Origin of the sequence: Methylobacterium sp. Leaf91, assembly GCF_001422815.1 — a bacterium.
Taxonomy (GTDB): domain Bacteria; phylum Pseudomonadota; class Alphaproteobacteria; order Rhizobiales; family Beijerinckiaceae; genus Methylobacterium.
The window spans coordinates 38,263-54,737 of the sequence record NZ_LMMP01000003.1 but is presented as its reverse complement, the minus strand read 5'-3'; the positions used below and the strand labels follow the sequence as shown (position 1 = coordinate 54,737).

Genomic DNA, 16,475 nt, shown 5'->3' with positions numbered 1-16,475 from the left:
GAAAGTGTGGCGCATCTCCTTCCCCCCTCTGCGGGGGAAGGTGGCCCGCGAAGCGGGTCGGATGAGGGGAGCACGTTGTTCGGAGAGATCGCCCCCTCTCCCGCCGGCTCGGCGGGCACCCTCCCAAGCCGGCGGCGCTACGGCATTCACAGATTTTGCGGGCTGCGCAGCCCTGCCCTCCTCCGCCTTGTGGGGAGGAGTTGGAGGTGGGGTGGTCGGGTGCCCCTCCCGCTGCTGCGGAGGCTGGCGGAGCCACCCCCACTCCTAACCTCTCCCCACAAGGGGGAGAGGGACACGGTCTGCCTAAAAGCAGTTGTATAAATCCCGTAGCCCGCAGAGGGCGGACGTGGCCGGCTACCTCAGCGTTCGGTCTCTCCGGCGGAGGTCGCGCCGGGAAAGCCGTCATTCCCTCCGGCGCTGAACAGACGGCGCAGGATGCCGGGAGCCAGGGCGGAAAGCGGGTTCACACTCACATCCGGCTTGGACAGGCGGCCCGAGACCCGGAAATTCAGGGCGAACAGGCCCTCGTTGTTCCCGCCGCCGAGAAGCTGTCCGAACAGCGGCAGGCGCGAGACGACGTTGTTCAGCCCGTAGAGCGGGACGAAGGTGCCGTTGATGTCGGCGCGTTCCTTGGCGGTGTCGAGATAGCCGCTCATGGTGAAGCCCATGGCGGCGTTGGAGATGGCGGCGTCGGTGAAGTCGACGCGGCTGCCGGTGCGGGTGAAGTTCGCCCGCAGACGGTCGAAGTTCACGTCGTTGCCGGCATTCTGGATGATCTGCTTGCGGCCCTTGGCATCGACGACTTCGCTCGTCGCCGGGCCCTGCGCCATGATGCTCGACAGGGCCGGCTCGTTGCGCAGCATGAAATCGCGGATCTGGACCACGCCGGTCTGCGGCCCGTCTCCGAGGGTGCTGCCGAGGACGAGGCGCCCGCCATACATGCGCTTGTAGATATCGACGAAACGCAGGGTCGCCCCGGCATCGGTGGTCTCGATGTTGATCGAGGGATCGCTGCGGCCCGAGCGGGACACCACGGCAGAGAAGCCGGCTCCGTTGAAGCGGCCCTGCAGGCGGCCCGAGCGGAAATCCTTGCCCTTCATCGAGAGCTTCGCGCTGGCGCCGGTAAGCGCCTCGCCGTTGAAACCGGTGATGATGCCTAAGCTGATATCGGCCTCGATCTCCTTGGACTGGTCCCGGCCGCTTTCTTTGCCGGCCTTGCCCTCCGGTCCTCCGAGCGACTTCATGAAGGGCCGCGCATCGGCCACGGCCCCTTTCACGCCCACCTTGTAGAGGTTGCCGCTGCGGTCGATCTGGATGCGCATGTCGTCGCCGGGCGAGAGCTTGAAGCTCGAAAGGTCGGCCCGGTCGAACTGTCCGTCGCCATTGATCGCCGCCGTGCCGCGCGCGCTGGCGCTGCCGGCATCGAGGACGATGTCGCGCAGGTCCATGGCCCCGCCCGGGCTGACCTCTGTCATGACGAAGCTGACGCGCCCCGGCTTGCCGGCCGGTTTGACGAAGCCCGGAATCAGGCCATCGATGGAGGCTCGGGACAGATCCGCTTCCATGCGGATTGGCGAGCGCGCCGGGCTCCCCTTTCCGATCGCGAGAGTGATCTTTAGCGGGATCGGCCCGGCGAGTTGCGGGGCCACCGGCAGGCCTCGCCTCGCCCGCAGAGCTTCGTCGAGGAGGAGCGTCGCGTTGACCTCGCCCGGTGCGCCCGCCTTCGGTTGGCGCAGGTCGAGGGTGAGCGGTGAGCCGAGGACCCGGCCGTCGCCCTTCAGGGTGAAACCGCCCCGTTCGTAGGTAACGGCGAAGCGGCCGTTCTCCAGCTTCTCCTTACCGAAGGCCTTCTCGACGGCGAGGTCGTTCAGGGTTCCGGTGAGGCTCACGGGAAGGTCCGGCAATTCGGGGATGCGCTTGAGGTTGAGCGGGAAGTCGATGCGCAGATCGGCATTGCCCTTGACCGAAGCCGGGTCGATCTCGACCCCGGTGAGGTTCTTGAACATCTTGGTCTGGAGCAGGGCGACGAGGGCGTCCGCGCCGCCGCCGAGCTTGAGGCCGATCTGGGCGGTGACGGTGTCCGGCGTGATCTTCGGGATCACGAACGAGCCGTCCGTGATGTAGAGCGTCCGGTCGTCCGGCATCTTGATGTCGGCGGTGACGCCGCGGATGTTCGTGGTCAGGCCGGTGATGGTCCCCGTCACACGGCCGCGGCTCAGGGGGGGAGCGCCCTCGCTCACCGCCAGCGTGGCGTTAGAGACGGCGAAATCGATATGGATGGCGCTGTCCGGCATCGGCTCGCCACGCGTCGCGGCGGCAAGCTCACTGCCGCTCATGTCCACGGTGATGTCGACCTTGTCCACGAGGCCGCCCTGGAGGTTGTCCACCAGATATTCGCGGGCGGGCGGAGCGATATGTTCCGGCCACAGGCGCAGGGCCATGCGCCCATCGGTGTGGGCCGCATTGATCTTCAGTGTGAGGCCGCCCTCGTCAGCGCTGGTGTCCACCGTACCGGTGACCCGGCCGGTGGCTCCACCAGCTCCCGCCACGGTGAACTCGTCGATGGACATGCCGCCATCCCGCCCCGTGACATGGGCCGAGAGGGCATCGAGCTTGACCGGCTTGTCGGTCCTGGCGGCGCCGCGCAGGATCGCATCCTTGCCCGCGAGGGCCAGGGTCCAGGCCGTGGGGCCCCCCACCGGGCTCGCGGTCCAGACGCCGGCGAGATGCACCGCGTTGCCGGCTCCGAGATAATCGATGCTGTCGAGGTTCAGGACCCGCTTGGCCTCGTCCCAACTGACCGAGGCGGTCAGGCTCTCGATGGTGACCGGGTTGAAGTCCTTTTCCTCGATGAGGAAATTGCCATCGCTGGTCTTCACCGTCGCTTTCAGGGTTTCGATCCGGCCCTGGTCGAGGCCTACTTCCGCTTTGGCCGAGACCTTCAGGTCGGTCTCGATCGGCAGTTTCGATTGCCCCGAGAGGAGGAGGAGATCGGTGACCGGCAGATCGTCCAGGGTGATGATGCCGTTGCGCTTTCCTTCGCCGCCCTCGTGCAGGTCACCGCCGAAGCGCCATTCCCCGTGAGGGCCGTCGATGCGCAGCTCGAACACGCGGGAGTCCCGCACCGCGTCGCGTCGGAACAGACCGTTCACATGCTCGAAGACACCACGCTGGCGGGCGTCGTCGTCGATCAGCGTCAGGCGCCCATTGGTGATCCGCGCCCGGTCGAGGGCTCCGACCACGCCGGCGGGATCGAGGACGATGCCGAAGATCGAAGCGATGGCGGCCGAGATCGGCGACGAGGTTCCCCGGGCACTATCCACGCTGGGCAGCGTATGAGGCTCCGCCGCGGCATGGGCCGGATCGGAACCGGCAAAGGCGATGGACCCGTCGCGGTGGACCAGGGCCGTCATCTGCAGATCGCGGAACTCGATGGCCCTCGGCTGGACGGCGAGGCGCAGCAGACCCCAGGTATCCAGGCTCACCACCGCCATGGGAGCGCGCAGCACAAGGGCGCCGTCCGGGTTGTGGATGTCGAGGCCGACGACCTGAAGCGCCAGGGAATTCTCGGAATCGAGCTCGACGGTGCTGTCGCGCAGGTCCACCCGCCAGCCGGGGCCGATGCTGCCCGCGATGGCCGAGGCCACGCGTTCGGACATGCCATCGATGCGCAGGGGACCGTTGGTCAGACGCCAGAACGCGCCGGTAACGGCGAGCGTCAGGGCGACCACGAGCACGACCGAGCACCATAGCAGCGGGCGCCGCCGGCGGCGCGACCTGCACCGTCGCAAACCTGTGGCCGTGTCCTGGTTCATCGATCCTTGAGCCGCTGGATCGGACGGGCCGCTCACGCTATCGAGCGGGTGTCCGGGATTCGGGGTTGCCTTGACCCGGCAATCTTTCGGTCCTCAGCCGAGGGGTTACGTGCACCCCCCGATCAACGCCTCTTGTGGCACACTATCAATCGGCCGAAAGGAAGGCATCATGCCTCTCGACACCGGAGATCACGCTCCCGCCTTCACGTTGCCCGGAGCGGGCGGCGCGGAGATCAGTCTCGATGCGCTCTTGGGTCGCAAGGTCGTACTCTATTTCTACCCCAAGGACGATACCAGCGGATGCACCCTAGAGGCGCAGGGGTTCAACGCTCTTGGCGACGCCTTTGCAGAAGCCGGTGCCGTCGTGGTGGGCGTTTCACCCGATTCGGTGAAGAGCCATGACAAGTTCCGGGCCAAATACGACCTGACCTTCCCGCTCGCCTCAGACGAGAGCAAGGCGATGCTCGAAGCCTACGGGGTGTGGGTCGAGAAGAGCATGTACGGCCGTAAATATATGGGCGTCGAGCGCACCACGGTGCTGATCGACGCGCAGGGCCGCATCGCCCGGATCTGGCCGAAGGTGAAGGTTCCCGGCCATGCCGAGGAGGTCCTGGCGGCCGCGCGCGCCCTCGCCTGAAAGCTGTCCCCCTCCGGCATCATGGCTAATCCCCTGACGCGCGATTTTGCGCTTCTTTAACCCTGATCCCCTCCAATGGCGCGAGTTGGATTGGGGTTGCCCGTATGCGCCTGTCGTCACCTATCGCCGGAGGGTTGCGCTTGCCGAAAGCCAGGCGGCGCCTCGTGCCGGCTTTGGCTTGTGGGCTGGCGATCGCCACGCTCTGGGCCGGGGGCGCCACGTGGTACTTGGTGTTCCACGACGAGGTGCTGGCCCGGTTCGTGTCCCAGCAGACCGCCCTCCAATACGGGTACGAGGAGCGGATCGGAGCCCTCAGGCTTCAGCTCGACCGGGCGACGATGGAGCATCTGGCGACGCGTGAGGGCATCGCCGCGCGCATCGCCGATCTCTCGCAACGTCAGGCCGTGCTGGAGAAGCGTCAGGCCCAGCTCGCACTTCTCGCCGGCGAGGCGCAACGCCCAATCATTGCCGCCGACCAGATCGGCGTCGACGATCCAGTCGAGACCGGGGCCCTCGGCTATGCCGGTCCGGTGGCCGATCCCGTTGCCAAGTCGTTTGCTGCGCCATTGCGCAAGTCGGTGCCGAAGCCGTTTCCCACTCCGGATGCACTCGAACTGCGCTCGCGCGACACTGACGGACAGCCCGGCCGCCAATCCCTGCGGAAGAGCGAGCAGGTTCTGGCGGCGCTCGACCAGCGCCTCGATCGACTGGGGGCGGACCAGATCCGAACCCTGGACGGGTTGGGCGTGCGCGCGATCCGTGGGTCCCAGCGCCTGCGCGACATCGTGTTCCGGGCCGGCCTCGACCCGCAGCGTTTCGAGCGCCAGCGCGAGGCGGGGATCGGCGGGCCGCTCGTGCCGCTCTCTGCCGATCCGTTCGGCATCGCGGTCGGACAGGTTCAGCGGGTTCTCGGCGAGGAAGACCGCCTGCGCCGCATCGCATCCGCCCTCCCCGTCCGGCAGCCCCTGACCGGCAAGTACAGCCTGTCGAGCGGTTTCGGACCCCGCCTCGATCCGTTCACGCGCGGGCTCGCCCTGCATACCGGCCTCGACATGAAGGCCGAGTTCGGGGAAAGCGCGCGCGCGACAGCGGCCGGCCGGGTGACGGTCGCAGATTACAGCGGCGGCTACGGCAACATGGTCGAACTCGACCACGGCAACGGGCTCGTCACCCGCTACGCCCATCTCTCGTCGGTCTCGGTCGGGCCCGGAGAATGGGTCGAGGCCGAAGCCGCCATCGGCCGTGTTGGCTCCACCGGACGCTCGACGGGGAGCCACCTGCATTACGAGACGAGAATCGACGGCGAGCCCGTGGACCCGCTGCGTTTCCTGCGCGTCCTCAGCGGATCGGACGCGCAGTTCCTCGCCGCCCGCTAGGAGCGCGCATCTGAAGGCAAGCGAGGATCAGTCGATGTCCTCGACCTCGCCGGCCCCGCCATAGACGCGCTGGGCCAGCGACGCTTCCATGAAGGGATCGAGCGCACCGTCCAGTACCTCGTCGGGATCGGTGGACTGGGTGCCCGTGCGCAGGTCCTTCACCAGCTGATACGGCTGCAGCACGTAGGACCGGATCTGGTGGCCCCAACCGATATCGGTCTTGGCCGCGTTCTCAGCGTTGGCCTTTTCTTCGCGTTTCTTGAGCTCGGCCTCGTACATCCGGGCGCGCAGCATGTTCCAGGCGGTGGCCCGATTCTTGTGCTGGGACCGCTCCTGCTGGCACGCCACCACGATCCCGGTCGGGTTGTGGGTGATGCGCACGGCCGAATCGGTGGTGTTCACGTGCTGGCCACCGGCGCCCGACGAGCGATAGGTGTCGATGCGGCAATCCGATTCCTTGATCTCGATGACGATGCGGTCATCGATCACCGGATAGACCCGGACGCTGGCGAAGCTGGTATGCCGGCGCGCGCTGGAATCGTAAGGCGAGATCCGAACGAGGCGGTGAACGCCGGATTCCGTCTTGAGCCAGCCATAGGCGTTGTGGCCCTTGACCATGAGCGTGGCGCCCTTGATCCCGGCCTCGTCGCCATCCGACCATTCGACGATGTCGACCTTGTACTTCCGGCGCTCGGCCCAGCGGCCGTACATGCGCTGGAGCATGTTCGCCCAGTCCTGGCTCTCGGTGCCACCGGCCCCGGCATGGACCTCGACATAGGTGTCGAGGCCATCGGCTTCGCCGGACAGGAGGGTCTCGATCTGGCGGCGCGCAGCCTCCTTCTCGACGGCGCGAACGCCATTCTCGCCCTCGAGAATGGTGTCCTGGTCGCCTTCCATCTCGCCGAGCTCGATCAGCGTGACGGCATCGTCCAGATCTTGGGCAAGTTTCCTGATCGCAGCCACGGCCTCTTCAAGGGCGCCGCGTTCACGCATGACCTTCTGCGCCGCCTCCGCATCGTTCCAGAGGTCGGGGTTCTCGGAAGCCGCATTCAGCTCCGCGAGTCGTTTCTCGACGGTATCCCAGTCAAAGATGCCTCCTCAGCAGTCCGATCGACTGCTTGGCGGCATCCGAGAGTTGTTCGATCTCGGCGCGCATCTGGTGTTTCGGCTCGTGGTGAAGGTATGGGGCTCGGCGTGTGAGCGCGGGTGATACCGAGACGCCTGCCCGGTGTAAACGGCGGCGCCCGTCTTCCTTATCCGTTACGATCCGAGACGCTGCGAACGCATGGCGCCACACATCGCTTCCAGACCCACCGCCCGCATGCGGACACGCGCGCTCTATCTCGCGGCTGGCCTGGCCATCATCGGCGCGGGATTGACCCTCCGCTTCGTCCCTGTCGGACTGCCCTTGGCAATCGTGAAATACGGCGGCTCGGCCCTATGGGGCGCTATGGTCTATTGCCTGGTCGCGGTGCTGCTGCCGGGCCGGCGCACGAGGGCCATTCTCATCGTTGCCGGGACGATCGCCCTCTTGGTTGAACTCTCCCGCCTCATCCATACGCCAGCGCTCGACGCTTTCAGGCTGACGCTCGCCGGTGCTCTTTTGCTCGGACGGATCTTCTCGCCCTGGAACCTCGTCGCCTATGCGGCGGGCCTCGCCGCGTCGGCCCTCGTGGATCGTCTGGTCAGATCGCGGGCGGATGGGGAATAGAGGTCAGCGCCCGTAGGCGGGGGGCGCGACGCGCGCCGGGGCCAGGACGAATTCGTGCGGCCGCTTGCGTCCGCTCAGCGGACCTTCCGTCGGTGAATCCTCGAAATAGCTGTTGCCGCTGAGGCCGAACCCTCCGCCATTCATGACGCTCGGCACGGGAATCGCGCGCGCATCGTCAGGGACGGGACGGCCCGTCGCCCGGTCCGTCGGCAGGATGTAGGGGCCATGCGAGGCCGTATAGGAGGTCTGGGCGACCGCGCCGGTGGCGACGGACAGGCCGAGGCCGATCAGGCCGGCGGCGGCGAATGTCGAGAGATGCTGCACGGGTCGCTCCGTCGCGGTGTTCACATGCGGCCGCGGCCGCTCTTGCTCTTACCATGACTCAGGAGAGGTTGCCTGTCCGTGTCATTGGCGCGCCAAGCCGCAACTTTTTCACGTCCGCCCTCCGGGCTCGGGATGGGCGTCCGATCCCTGGGGCAACCGAGCCGGACGCGCCGCGTTGACCTCCCAAGCGCGATCTTCAAGCGCATCCAACAAGGAGCCCAACGTGACCGCCATCAAGATTTCTGCCGCCGCTGCCGCAATGGTCGTTGCCCTGTCCGGTGCCGCCTTCGCACAGACCGGCATGCCCGAGAGCCACGGCACCAACGCCGCCGGTTCGAAGTCGGGTGTCGTGGGCAAGGGGGACAGCCTCGAGGCCGGCCCGGCGACCACCGGAACCGCGACCGCACCGGGTGCCCGCACGGCACCGGGCAATGCCATGCCGGCCACTCCCGGTATGACGACCAACGATCCGAGCGCGGCACCGCGCCCCGTGAGCCCGGCGCCGGCCGCCCGCTGAGGCAAGGTTCGACCGGTGTAGGAAAGGGCTGATCGCCCTTTGAAAAGAAAAGGCCGGAGCGATGCTCCGGCCTTTTTCATGAAAGGGTGCTCCGTCCGGGCGGATCAGCCCTTGGAACGAAGCACGACCTGCGGCTCCCGATGAACCGGTTCGCAATTGCTGACGACCGCATTCAGGACGAAGGGCCGGGAATCGCAGACATAGCTCAGGCCCGGCTCGGGCGCGGGAACGGGGTCACGCGCGACGATCGGGTTCGGCGCACAAGCACCGGCCGATCCGGCCAGCAGCAGCGCGACGGTCAGGGTCAATCCGCGCATACGATCCTCGGTGGCAGGCGACATTCCGCGACCCTGCTCACCGGGACGGCATGTGACAAGCACATGAGAGGGTCACCGGCCGCTTTGGCGCGACCTGTCTCCTCCCCGCAACATCGTCTCCGATGCGTCAGCCCGCTTTGGTCAGCGGCACGACGTTGTGCAGCGTGCGGTCGGACGTCTCGAAGAAACGGCGAATATTGCGGGCCGCCTGACGGATGCGCTGCTCGTTCTCGACCAGCGCGATACGGACGTAATTGTCGCCGTGTTCGCCAAAACCGATACCCGGCGCCACCGCGACGTCCGACTTCTCGAGAAGCAGCTTGGAGAATTCCAGGCTGCCGAGGCTCTGATACTTTTCCGGAATCGGCACCCAGGCGAACATCGAGGCCGACGGGCTCGGGATCTTCCAGCCGGTCTTGTCGAACGACTCGATCAGCGCGTCCCGGCGCTTCTTGTAGATCCCGCGCATCTCGACGATGCAATCTTCCGGGCCGTTCAGGGCGGCCGTCGCCGCGACCTGGATCGGCGTGAAGGCGCCGTAATCGAGGTAGGATTTCACGCGTGTCAGCGCCGCGAGTAGGCGCTCGTTGCCGACAGCGAAGCCCATGCGCCAGCCGGCCATGGAGAAGGTTTTCGAGAGCGAGGTGAACTCCACCGTGCAGTCGATCGCGCCCGGCACTTCCAGAACGGAGGGCGGCGGCTCGCCGTCGAAATAGACCTCCGCATAGGCGAGGTCCGACAGGATGATGATTTCGTGGCGCTTGGCGAAGGCGACGAGGTCCCGGTAGAAATCGAGGCTCGCGACGTAGGCCGTGGGGTTCGAGGGGTAGCAGACCACGATCGCCACCGGCTTCGGGATCGAGTGCTGCATGGCCTTCTCGACGGCCGGGAAGAAGGCCGGGGTCGGCTCGGCCGGCACGGAGCGGATCACGCCGCCCGCCATCAGGAAGCCGAAGGCGTGGATCGGGTAGCTCGGATTCGGCACCAGCACGACGTCGCCCGGCGCGGTGATCGCCTGCGCCATGTTGGCGAAGCCCTCCTTCGAGCCGAGCGTCGCCACCACCTGCGTGTCGGGGTTCAGGCTCACGCCGAAGCGGCGCTTGTAATAACTCGCCTGGGCGCGGCGCAGACCGGCGATGCCCTTCGAGGACGAGTAGCGGTCCGTGCGCGGCCTGCCCGCCGTCTCCACCAGCTTGGCGATGACATGACGCGGGGCGTCGAGATCGGGATTGCCCATGCCGAGATCGATGATGTCGGCGCCATTGGCGCGCGCCTGGGCCTTGATCCGGTTGACCTGCTCGAACACGTAGGGGGGCAGGCGCTTGATGCGGTGAAAATCGGTCATGGGCTTCACGGGGTCCGATGCGCGAATCGCATGATTCGCGCGTTCAAAACTGTCATCACTCTGACGTGGTCAGCCTGTCTACCATTTCGGCGGCCCGGAGCCGACCGTTATTGTGCAGGCTGGATCTGGCCGGTGGCGCGGGCGGCGCTCTCGGCGGCGCGGCCCTTGGCCTCGTTACGCCCACGAGCGCCCATCAGATCGTTCTCCAGACTCTTGGTCCCCTCGGCGGTGCGGGCGCTGATGGGTCTGGCGGGTGCTGCGACGCCGACGGGCAGGTAATCGGCGTCGGTCTTGCGAGATTGCACCACGAAGTCGGGCGCCTTCACATCCTTCGGGCCCCCACCGGCGAGCGTATAGGCGCCGCGCATGGCGTTGAGGTCGCCGGAGCATCCTCCTGCGGCGAGAAGTCCGCCGAGGACGAGGGCGAAGCGCGGAGCAAAGCCGCACCGCCTGTGATTCCGTGATGAAGGCTCTGACATAATGACCTGAAACGTAAGCCGCGCCCTGGCGGAAAGTCGAGGTGCCGCGTTAATTTGTCGAGAACGAGGACGGTTCGGCCGGGCCGTCCCACGGAATAGAGGGGAAATCCACGCGTGACGACCGACAGGACGACACCGCTTCCCGATATCGACGCCTTGTCCCGCAACGCGACGTTGCTGATCGAGGAGTTCACCCGGACGGCCGGCGCCTACATGAAGCCGATCAGCCAGGCCGACCCGCTCGACCCCGAACTGGCCAAGCCCCCGGAAGAGGTCAACGACGTCGTCAAGACCCTCGGCACCGTCGCCGAGCGTTGGATGGTCGACCCGCAGAAGTCCCTCGAAGCGCAGAAGAAGCTCAGCGACGCGTTCATCACCCTGTGGGGCTCGACCTGGCATCGCCTCCAGGGCGAGGAAGCCCCGCCCGTGGCTTTGCCCGAGGCGAAGGACAACCGCTTCAAACATGCCGAATGGTCCACCAACCCGATCTTCGACTTCATCAAGCAGAGCTACCTCATCACCTCCCGCTGGGCCGAGGAGCTCGTCGACGAGGCCGATGGGATCGACGAGCATACGCGCCACAAGGCCCAGTTCTACCTCCGGCAGATCGTCGGCGCGCTCTCGCCGTCCAATTTCGTGATGACCAATCCCGAACTGATTCGGCATACGCTGCAGGAGAACGGCGCCAATCTCGTGCGCGGCATGAAGATGCTCGCGGAGGATATCGAAGCTGGCAAAGGTCAGCTGCGCGTCCGCCAGACCGATCCGTCCGGGTTCGAGGTCGGCGTCAACGTCGCCGTGTCCCCCGGCGAGGTGGTGTTCCGCAACGACCTGATGGAACTGATCCAGTATTCGCCGACCACTGAGACGGTGCTGAAGCGCCCGTTCCTGATCGTGCCGCCCTGGATCAACAAGTTCTACATCCTCGATCTCAACCCGTCGAAAAGCCTGATCGGCTGGATGGTGTCGCAGGGCCTCACGGTCTTCTGCATCTCGTGGGTGAACCCCGACGAGCGCCATGCCGACAAGGATTTCGAGAGCTACATGCGCGAGGGCATCGAGGCGGCCATCGACGCGATCGGTGTCGCCACCGGCGAGAGCGAGGTCGCGGCGGCAGGATATTGCGTCGGCGGCACTCTGCTGGCGGTGACCCTGGCCATGCAGGCGGCCACCGGCAACAAGCGGATCAAGAGCGCCACCTTCCTGACGACGCAGGTGGATTTCACACATGCCGGCGATCTGAAGGTCTTCGCCGACGAGGAGCAGATTCGCGGCATCGAAGCCCGCATGAAGAAACGCGGCTACCTCGAAGGCTCCGGCATGGCGGCCGCCTTCAACATGCTGCGCCCGAACGACCTGATCTGGTCCTACGTGGTCAACAACTACGTGAAGGGGCAGACGCCCTCGGCCTTCGACCTCCTCTACTGGAACGCGGACGCCACGCGGATGCCGGCGGCCAACCATTCGTTCTACCTGCGCAATTGCTACCTCGATAACACCCTCGCTCAAGGCCGCATGATCCTCGGGAACGTGCGTCTCGACCTGAAGAAGGTGAAGGTGCCGATCTTCAACCTCGCCACCCGCGAGGATCACATCGCCCCCGCCATCTCGGTGTTCGAAGGGTCGTCGAAGTTCGGCGGGCCGGTCGACTACGTGCTGGCTGGGTCGGGTCACATCGCCGGCGTGGTCAACCCGCCTTCCAAGCCGAAATACGGGTACTGGACCGGCGGGGCGGCCAAAGGACGCCTGGAGGATTGGATCTCGGCGGCGACCGAGCACAAGGGGTCGTGGTGGCCCTATTGGTTCGAATGGCTGGAAAAGCAGGCGCCCGCCCGCGTGCCTGCCCGGATTCCGGGAGAAGGAGGCCTCGCCTCCCTCGGGCCGGCGCCCGGGACCTATGTCCGCATGAAGGCGTGATCGGATCGAATGGCCGAGTCGAGAACGCGACCGTCGGTGGCTCGTGCGGCCGGCTGACAGGTGTTCGACTGCCTTTTTTCGAATTCCCGTCACCTCATTCTGAGGTGACGGAGCGTAGGCTTCGAGGGAGCCCTCCAGTTCGCGCAACGGTGTCTGGAGGGCTCCTTCGGGGCGGCTATCGCTGCACCTCAGGATGAGGTCGAGGGGGAAGATCTCCTCAAAGCCGCGGTGTTCCGGTCGAGGACCCTCAGAACTTCCGCACCAGCGGCGCAGGAGCGATCGGAGCGGCAGGCGTTCCGAAGACGTAGCGGAAGCCCACCGAAACGATGTCCGCGCTGCCGCTGGTATCGGCCGCGAAGGGGATGTCGCGGAAGTTGTAGTCGCGGCCCGGCCCGGCCAGGAGCTTCGAATCGCCCACGAGGAAGAGGTGGGAATAGGCGATGTTCAGGGTCAGCTTCTCGCTCCAGCGATAGCTGCCACCGAGTGAGACGTTGAAGCGGTCGCTGTCGGGCAGCCGCACCGAGCGGTTCGAGAAATCGATGGGCGATTGCTCATAGGCGAGACCGCCCCGGACGGTCAGGGCCGGCGACCAATCGTACTCGCCGCCGACGGAATAGGTGTAGCCGTCCTTGTAGTTCAGGGGCAGCGTGGTCGCGATGCCGCCGGTGGTGCGGCCGACGATGCCGACATCGCCGAGCCTCGACCAATTGTCCCACTCGAAACCGAGATTGACACGGGCGACCGGGCTGACGGCCTGGGTCAGGCCGACGCTCAGCTTTTCCGGGGTGTTGAGGTTGGCGGTCACCTGCTGGCTCAGGAAGGCCGCCGGCCCCGGCAATATGAAGGCGCCCTCGATGTCGTGATGCACGGAGGAGCGATAGCCGACGCCCAAAGCCGTCCCCGCCCAGGGGGTGATGAGTACGCCCGCCGTGAGGCCGACGCCCCAGGATTCTCCCTTGAGCGACGCGTTGGGGGCGATGAGCGGGCTGAACGAGAGCGGGAAGGCTTGGCGAAGGGTCAGGCGGAAATACTCGATGTTCGGCCCGGCGGCGATCGAGAGCCACTCGTTGACCTTGAAGCCGATGGTCGGGTTGAACGAGAGCGAGAAGATTCGGCTCGACCGTCCATAGACTTCACCGGCCCAGTCATCGCGGGGCTTGGTCACGAGGCCAAACGGAGCGCCGGTCTGGATGCCGATCCAGAGCCTGTCGGTGAGCTGATAGGAGGTGGCGCCGGCCGGGATCACGGCTCCCTGGCCGATATCGCCGCTGCCGCCCAGTGGCGCGAATAACGGCGAGGTGCCGTCGGTCGGGGTGATCTTGGAGGAGAGGTTGATGAAGCTGAGATTCTGCTCGCTGACCCAGCCGGGGTTCATAGTGATCGTGGCCGGGTTCCAGAACATCGACGAGACGCCGCCGGAGCCGGACGCCGCACCGGCGAAAGCCTGACCTTCGGCAAGGGTGCTCTGTTCGCGGATACCGAACGCGCCGGCCAGGGCTCCCCCCGCCGTCAGGGTCAGGAGCACGGTAGAAATTCCCGCCAGAGCCGCGTTGCGAATCGTCATGGCCATGTCCTCTTCCCGACCCTTGCTTACGATGCTCGGATTTACCGTAGAGTGATCCCCGGCCCGCATCTTGAGCAGAAGAGTGCCGTTCTTGGTCGGTCTATGCAATCCATGTTAGTTGAGGTGTTAATCGTTTCCTAATCTGAGATTTACTTTGAAGATGCATCTGATGACATCATCGGCTTGTGTCACCGAAAAGCATCGCGGTAGATGGTTCACATCTAAACTGTCGGATTTACGTATCGGCGTTCATGCAAGAAAATGCGTATTCTGGCGGGTTTCCCGAGCAGTGTATGAATTATGCAACATGCGCCTGTCCGGCCTCGACACCTTGCCAGGGACGGTGGTGGGACCGATCTCAGTGCCAGTCCATCGATCGAAGGGGAGTGAGAGCCGATGAAACTGGTGCGTCATGGTGATGTGGGCGACGAGAAGCCGGGTCTGATCGATGCTCAGGGCGGATTGCGGGATCTGTCCGGTGTCCTGCGCGATATTTCCGGTTCCGCCCTCGCGACGACGTCGCTGGAGCGGCTGCGGTCCATTGATCCCGAAACCTTGCCGCTCTTGTCGCCGGAGACACGCCTCGGTCCCTGTGTCGGCGGAACGCGCAACTTCATCGCCATCGGGCTGAACTATACCGATCACGCGGCGGAGATCGGCGCGGATATCCCGGCCGAGCCGATCGTCTTCAACAAGGCGCCGTCCTGCATCTCCGGTCCCAACGACCGGGTCATTCTGCCGAAAGGGTCGGCCAAGACGGATTGGGAGGCGGAGCTCGCCATCGTCATCGGCGCACGTGCATCCTACGTCCATGCCAACGAGGCTTTGTCCTATGTGGCCGGCCTCTGCCTCTGCAACGACGTCTCCGAGCGGGAGTACCAGTTCGATCGCGGCGGGACATGGAGCAAGGGCAAGGGCTGCCCGACTTTCGGCCCCCTCGGGCCCTGGCTGGTGACGCTGGACGAGATCCCCGACCCGGCGGCCCTCGACATCTGGCTCGACGTGAATGGCGAGCGGATGCAGACCGGGTCGACATCGAGGATGATCTTCGACGTCGCCCAGATCGTCGCCTATCTCTCGCATTTCATGATGCTGGAGCCGGGCGACGTGATCACCACGGGAACGCCCCCTGGCGTCGGCATGGCGCGCAAGCCTCCGCGTTTCCTCAAGAGCGGGGACGTGATGACCCTCGGCATCACCGGCCTCGGTGAGCAACGGCAGGAAATCGTCGCCTTCGACGATTGGACCGCGAAGGTCGCGGCCGGCGAACCGACTCATTGAAACGGGGCGGGGATCGAAATCCCCGCTCGCTCGTCTCCTCTGCTAGAGACAGCTTGGCCGGTAACCTGCGTCGCGCGGCCCGGCCCATGGCAGTTGGAAGGACCTAATCTTGAGCATCGGACTGATCGCCCTCCTCGACGACATCGCGGGGCTCGCCAAGGTCGCGGCCGCTTCCCTCGACGACGTCGCCGGGCAAGCCGCCAAGGCCGGTGCGAAGGCGGCGGGGGTCGTCATCGACGACGCCGCCGTGACGCCGCGCTACGTCGTGGGCTTCGCGGCCGAGCGCGAATTGCCGATCGTGGGCAAGATCGCCATCGGTTCGCTGCGCAACAAAATGCTGTTCCTGCTGCCGGCGGCCCTGTTGCTGCAGGCCTTCGCCCCCTGGGCCATCACCCCGCTGCTCATGCTCGGCGGGGCCTACCTCTGCTACGAGGGCACCGAGAAGGTCTACGAGGCGCTGTTCCCGCACAAGGCCCATGCGCATGAGGCCAAGCTCGACGCCGATGCCGGGGACGGCCAGGCTCTGGAAGCGCGCAAGGTCTCCAGCGCGATCAAGACGGATTTCATCCTGTCGGCCGAGATCATGGCGATCTCCCTGGCCTCTCTTCCCGAAGGCAGCATCTGGACGAAGGCGATCGTGCTCGCGGTCGTCGCCATCGGCATCACGGTCTTCGTCTATGGCGGCGTGGCGCTCATCGTGAAGGCGGACGATGCCGGGGTCGCGATGGCGAAGAACAATTCGGAGTCCGTGTTCGGCAGCGCGATCCGCGGCTTCGGCCGTGCCCTGGTCAAGGGCATGCCGGTCTTCCTGCAGCTTCTGGCCATCATCGGTACAGCCGCGATGATCTGGGTCGGCGGCGGCATCCTCGTCCATGGTCTCGAAGGTTACGGCCTGCCCCAGGTCGCCCACGTGATCCACGAAGCCGCTGCCGGCAGCGCGAAGATGGTGCCGCCGGTCGGACCCGTCGTCGAATGGATCGTCACCGCCATCGGCTCCGGCATCGTGGGCCTCGTGGTCGGGGCTGCGCTGATTCCGATCACCAGTTACCTCATCGCCCCCCTCTGGTCGGGCCTGTCGGGATTGCGCGGCAAGACGGCGTGAGGGGGCTATCCTGGCCGGCCTGAAGCCAAATGCATCGGGGCATGCGGCCGGCCCGGCTTGATTTTCCGGCGAAGATTCGCCTCATGGGGC

At 65.9% G+C, this 16,475-nt stretch carries 14 protein-coding genes; 7 read left to right on the top strand and 7 right to left on the bottom strand.

The window, feature by feature from the left end; all coding sequences use genetic code 11:
* Nucleotides 1–359: 359 nt before the first annotated feature.
* On the bottom strand, nucleotides 360–3,815 hold the full coding sequence (locus tag ASF32_RS03765; protein WP_056423822.1) for a DUF3971 domain-containing protein: 3,456 nt from the start codon (nucleotides 3,813–3,815) through the stop codon (nucleotides 360–362).
* Between the two features lie 169 nt (nucleotides 3,816–3,984).
* Between ASF32_RS03765 and ASF32_RS03760 the strand changes: the two genes are divergently transcribed.
* Entirely contained in the window at nucleotides 3,985–4,452 is a 468-nt protein-coding gene (locus tag ASF32_RS03760) for a peroxiredoxin (protein WP_056423820.1), read from the top strand.
* A gap of 104 nt (nucleotides 4,453–4,556) precedes the next feature.
* Entirely contained in the window at nucleotides 4,557–5,828 is a 1,272-nt protein-coding gene (locus ASF32_RS03755) for a M23 family metallopeptidase (protein ID WP_056423818.1), read from the top strand.
* A 27-nt stretch (nucleotides 5,829–5,855) separates the two neighbouring features.
* On the opposite strand, the gene prfB is transcribed toward ASF32_RS03755, so the two are convergent.
* Nucleotides 5,856–6,984, bottom strand: a protein-coding gene (gene prfB, locus ASF32_RS03750; RefSeq protein ID WP_156467674.1) for a peptide chain release factor 2 whose coding sequence is annotated in 2 segments (ribosomal slippage) — nucleotides 5,856–6,914 and nucleotides 6,916–6,984 — 1,128 coding nt in all. Because the reading frame shifts where the segments join, the coding sequence is not laid out codon by codon here.
* A 129-nt stretch (nucleotides 6,985–7,113) separates the two neighbouring features.
* Between prfB and ASF32_RS03745 the strand changes: the two genes are divergently transcribed.
* Nucleotides 7,114–7,539 (top strand): DUF2809 domain-containing protein, encoded by a 426-nt coding sequence (locus ASF32_RS03745; protein WP_082470502.1) that lies wholly within the window; start codon nucleotides 7,114–7,116, stop codon nucleotides 7,537–7,539.
* Nucleotides 7,540–7,542: 3 nt separating this feature from the next.
* Here the strand turns inward: ASF32_RS03745 and ASF32_RS03740 are convergent, their stop codons facing one another.
* Nucleotides 7,543–7,863 (bottom strand): hypothetical protein, encoded by a 321-nt coding sequence (locus tag ASF32_RS03740; RefSeq protein WP_244478135.1) that lies wholly within the window; start codon nucleotides 7,861–7,863, stop codon nucleotides 7,543–7,545.
* A 223-nt stretch (nucleotides 7,864–8,086) separates the two neighbouring features.
* Between ASF32_RS03740 and ASF32_RS03735 the strand changes: the two genes are divergently transcribed.
* Nucleotides 8,087–8,380, top strand: a complete 294-nt coding sequence (locus tag ASF32_RS03735; protein WP_056423812.1) for a hypothetical protein — start codon at nucleotides 8,087–8,089, stop codon at nucleotides 8,378–8,380.
* Between the two features lie 104 nt (nucleotides 8,381–8,484).
* On the opposite strand, the gene ASF32_RS03730 is transcribed toward ASF32_RS03735, so the two are convergent.
* The 3 genes from ASF32_RS03730 to ASF32_RS03720 form a co-directional block, all read right to left on the bottom strand.
* Nucleotides 8,485–8,697 carry a hypothetical protein gene (locus tag ASF32_RS03730; RefSeq protein WP_056423810.1) on the bottom strand — a complete coding sequence of 71 codons (213 nt, stop codon included), beginning with the start codon at nucleotides 8,695–8,697 and terminating at the stop codon, nucleotides 8,485–8,487.
* A gap of 127 nt (nucleotides 8,698–8,824) precedes the next feature.
* Nucleotides 8,825–10,042, bottom strand: a complete 1,218-nt coding sequence (locus tag ASF32_RS03725; RefSeq protein ID WP_056423809.1) for an LL-diaminopimelate aminotransferase — start codon at nucleotides 10,040–10,042, stop codon at nucleotides 8,825–8,827.
* 107 nt (nucleotides 10,043–10,149) lie between these two features.
* Entirely contained in the window at nucleotides 10,150–10,521 is a 372-nt protein-coding gene (locus tag ASF32_RS03720) for a hypothetical protein (RefSeq protein ID WP_056423807.1), read from the bottom strand.
* Between the two features lie 114 nt (nucleotides 10,522–10,635).
* Here ASF32_RS03720 and phaC point away from each other — a divergent pair, with 114 nt between their 5' ends.
* Complete coding sequence (phaC, locus tag ASF32_RS03715; RefSeq protein ID WP_056423804.1) at nucleotides 10,636–12,438, top strand: class I poly(R)-hydroxyalkanoic acid synthase; 1,803 nt, start codon at nucleotides 10,636–10,638, stop codon at nucleotides 12,436–12,438.
* A gap of 247 nt (nucleotides 12,439–12,685) precedes the next feature.
* Here the strand turns inward: phaC and ASF32_RS03710 are convergent, their stop codons facing one another.
* Nucleotides 12,686–14,002, bottom strand: a complete 1,317-nt coding sequence (locus ASF32_RS03710; protein ID WP_156467673.1) for an outer membrane protein transport protein — start codon at nucleotides 14,000–14,002, stop codon at nucleotides 12,686–12,688.
* 396 nt (nucleotides 14,003–14,398) lie between these two features.
* Between ASF32_RS03710 and ASF32_RS03705 the strand changes: the two genes are divergently transcribed.
* Together ASF32_RS03705 and ASF32_RS03700 are read left to right on the top strand one after the other, a co-directional pair.
* Nucleotides 14,399–15,283, top strand: a complete 885-nt coding sequence (locus tag ASF32_RS03705; protein WP_056423802.1) for a fumarylacetoacetate hydrolase family protein — start codon at nucleotides 14,399–14,401, stop codon at nucleotides 15,281–15,283.
* A 109-nt stretch (nucleotides 15,284–15,392) separates the two neighbouring features.
* Nucleotides 15,393–16,385: a DUF808 domain-containing protein gene (locus ASF32_RS03700; RefSeq protein WP_056423800.1), complete on the top strand. Its 993-nt coding sequence runs from the start codon at nucleotides 15,393–15,395 to the stop codon at nucleotides 16,383–16,385.
* Nucleotides 16,386–16,475: the final 90 nt, after the last annotated feature.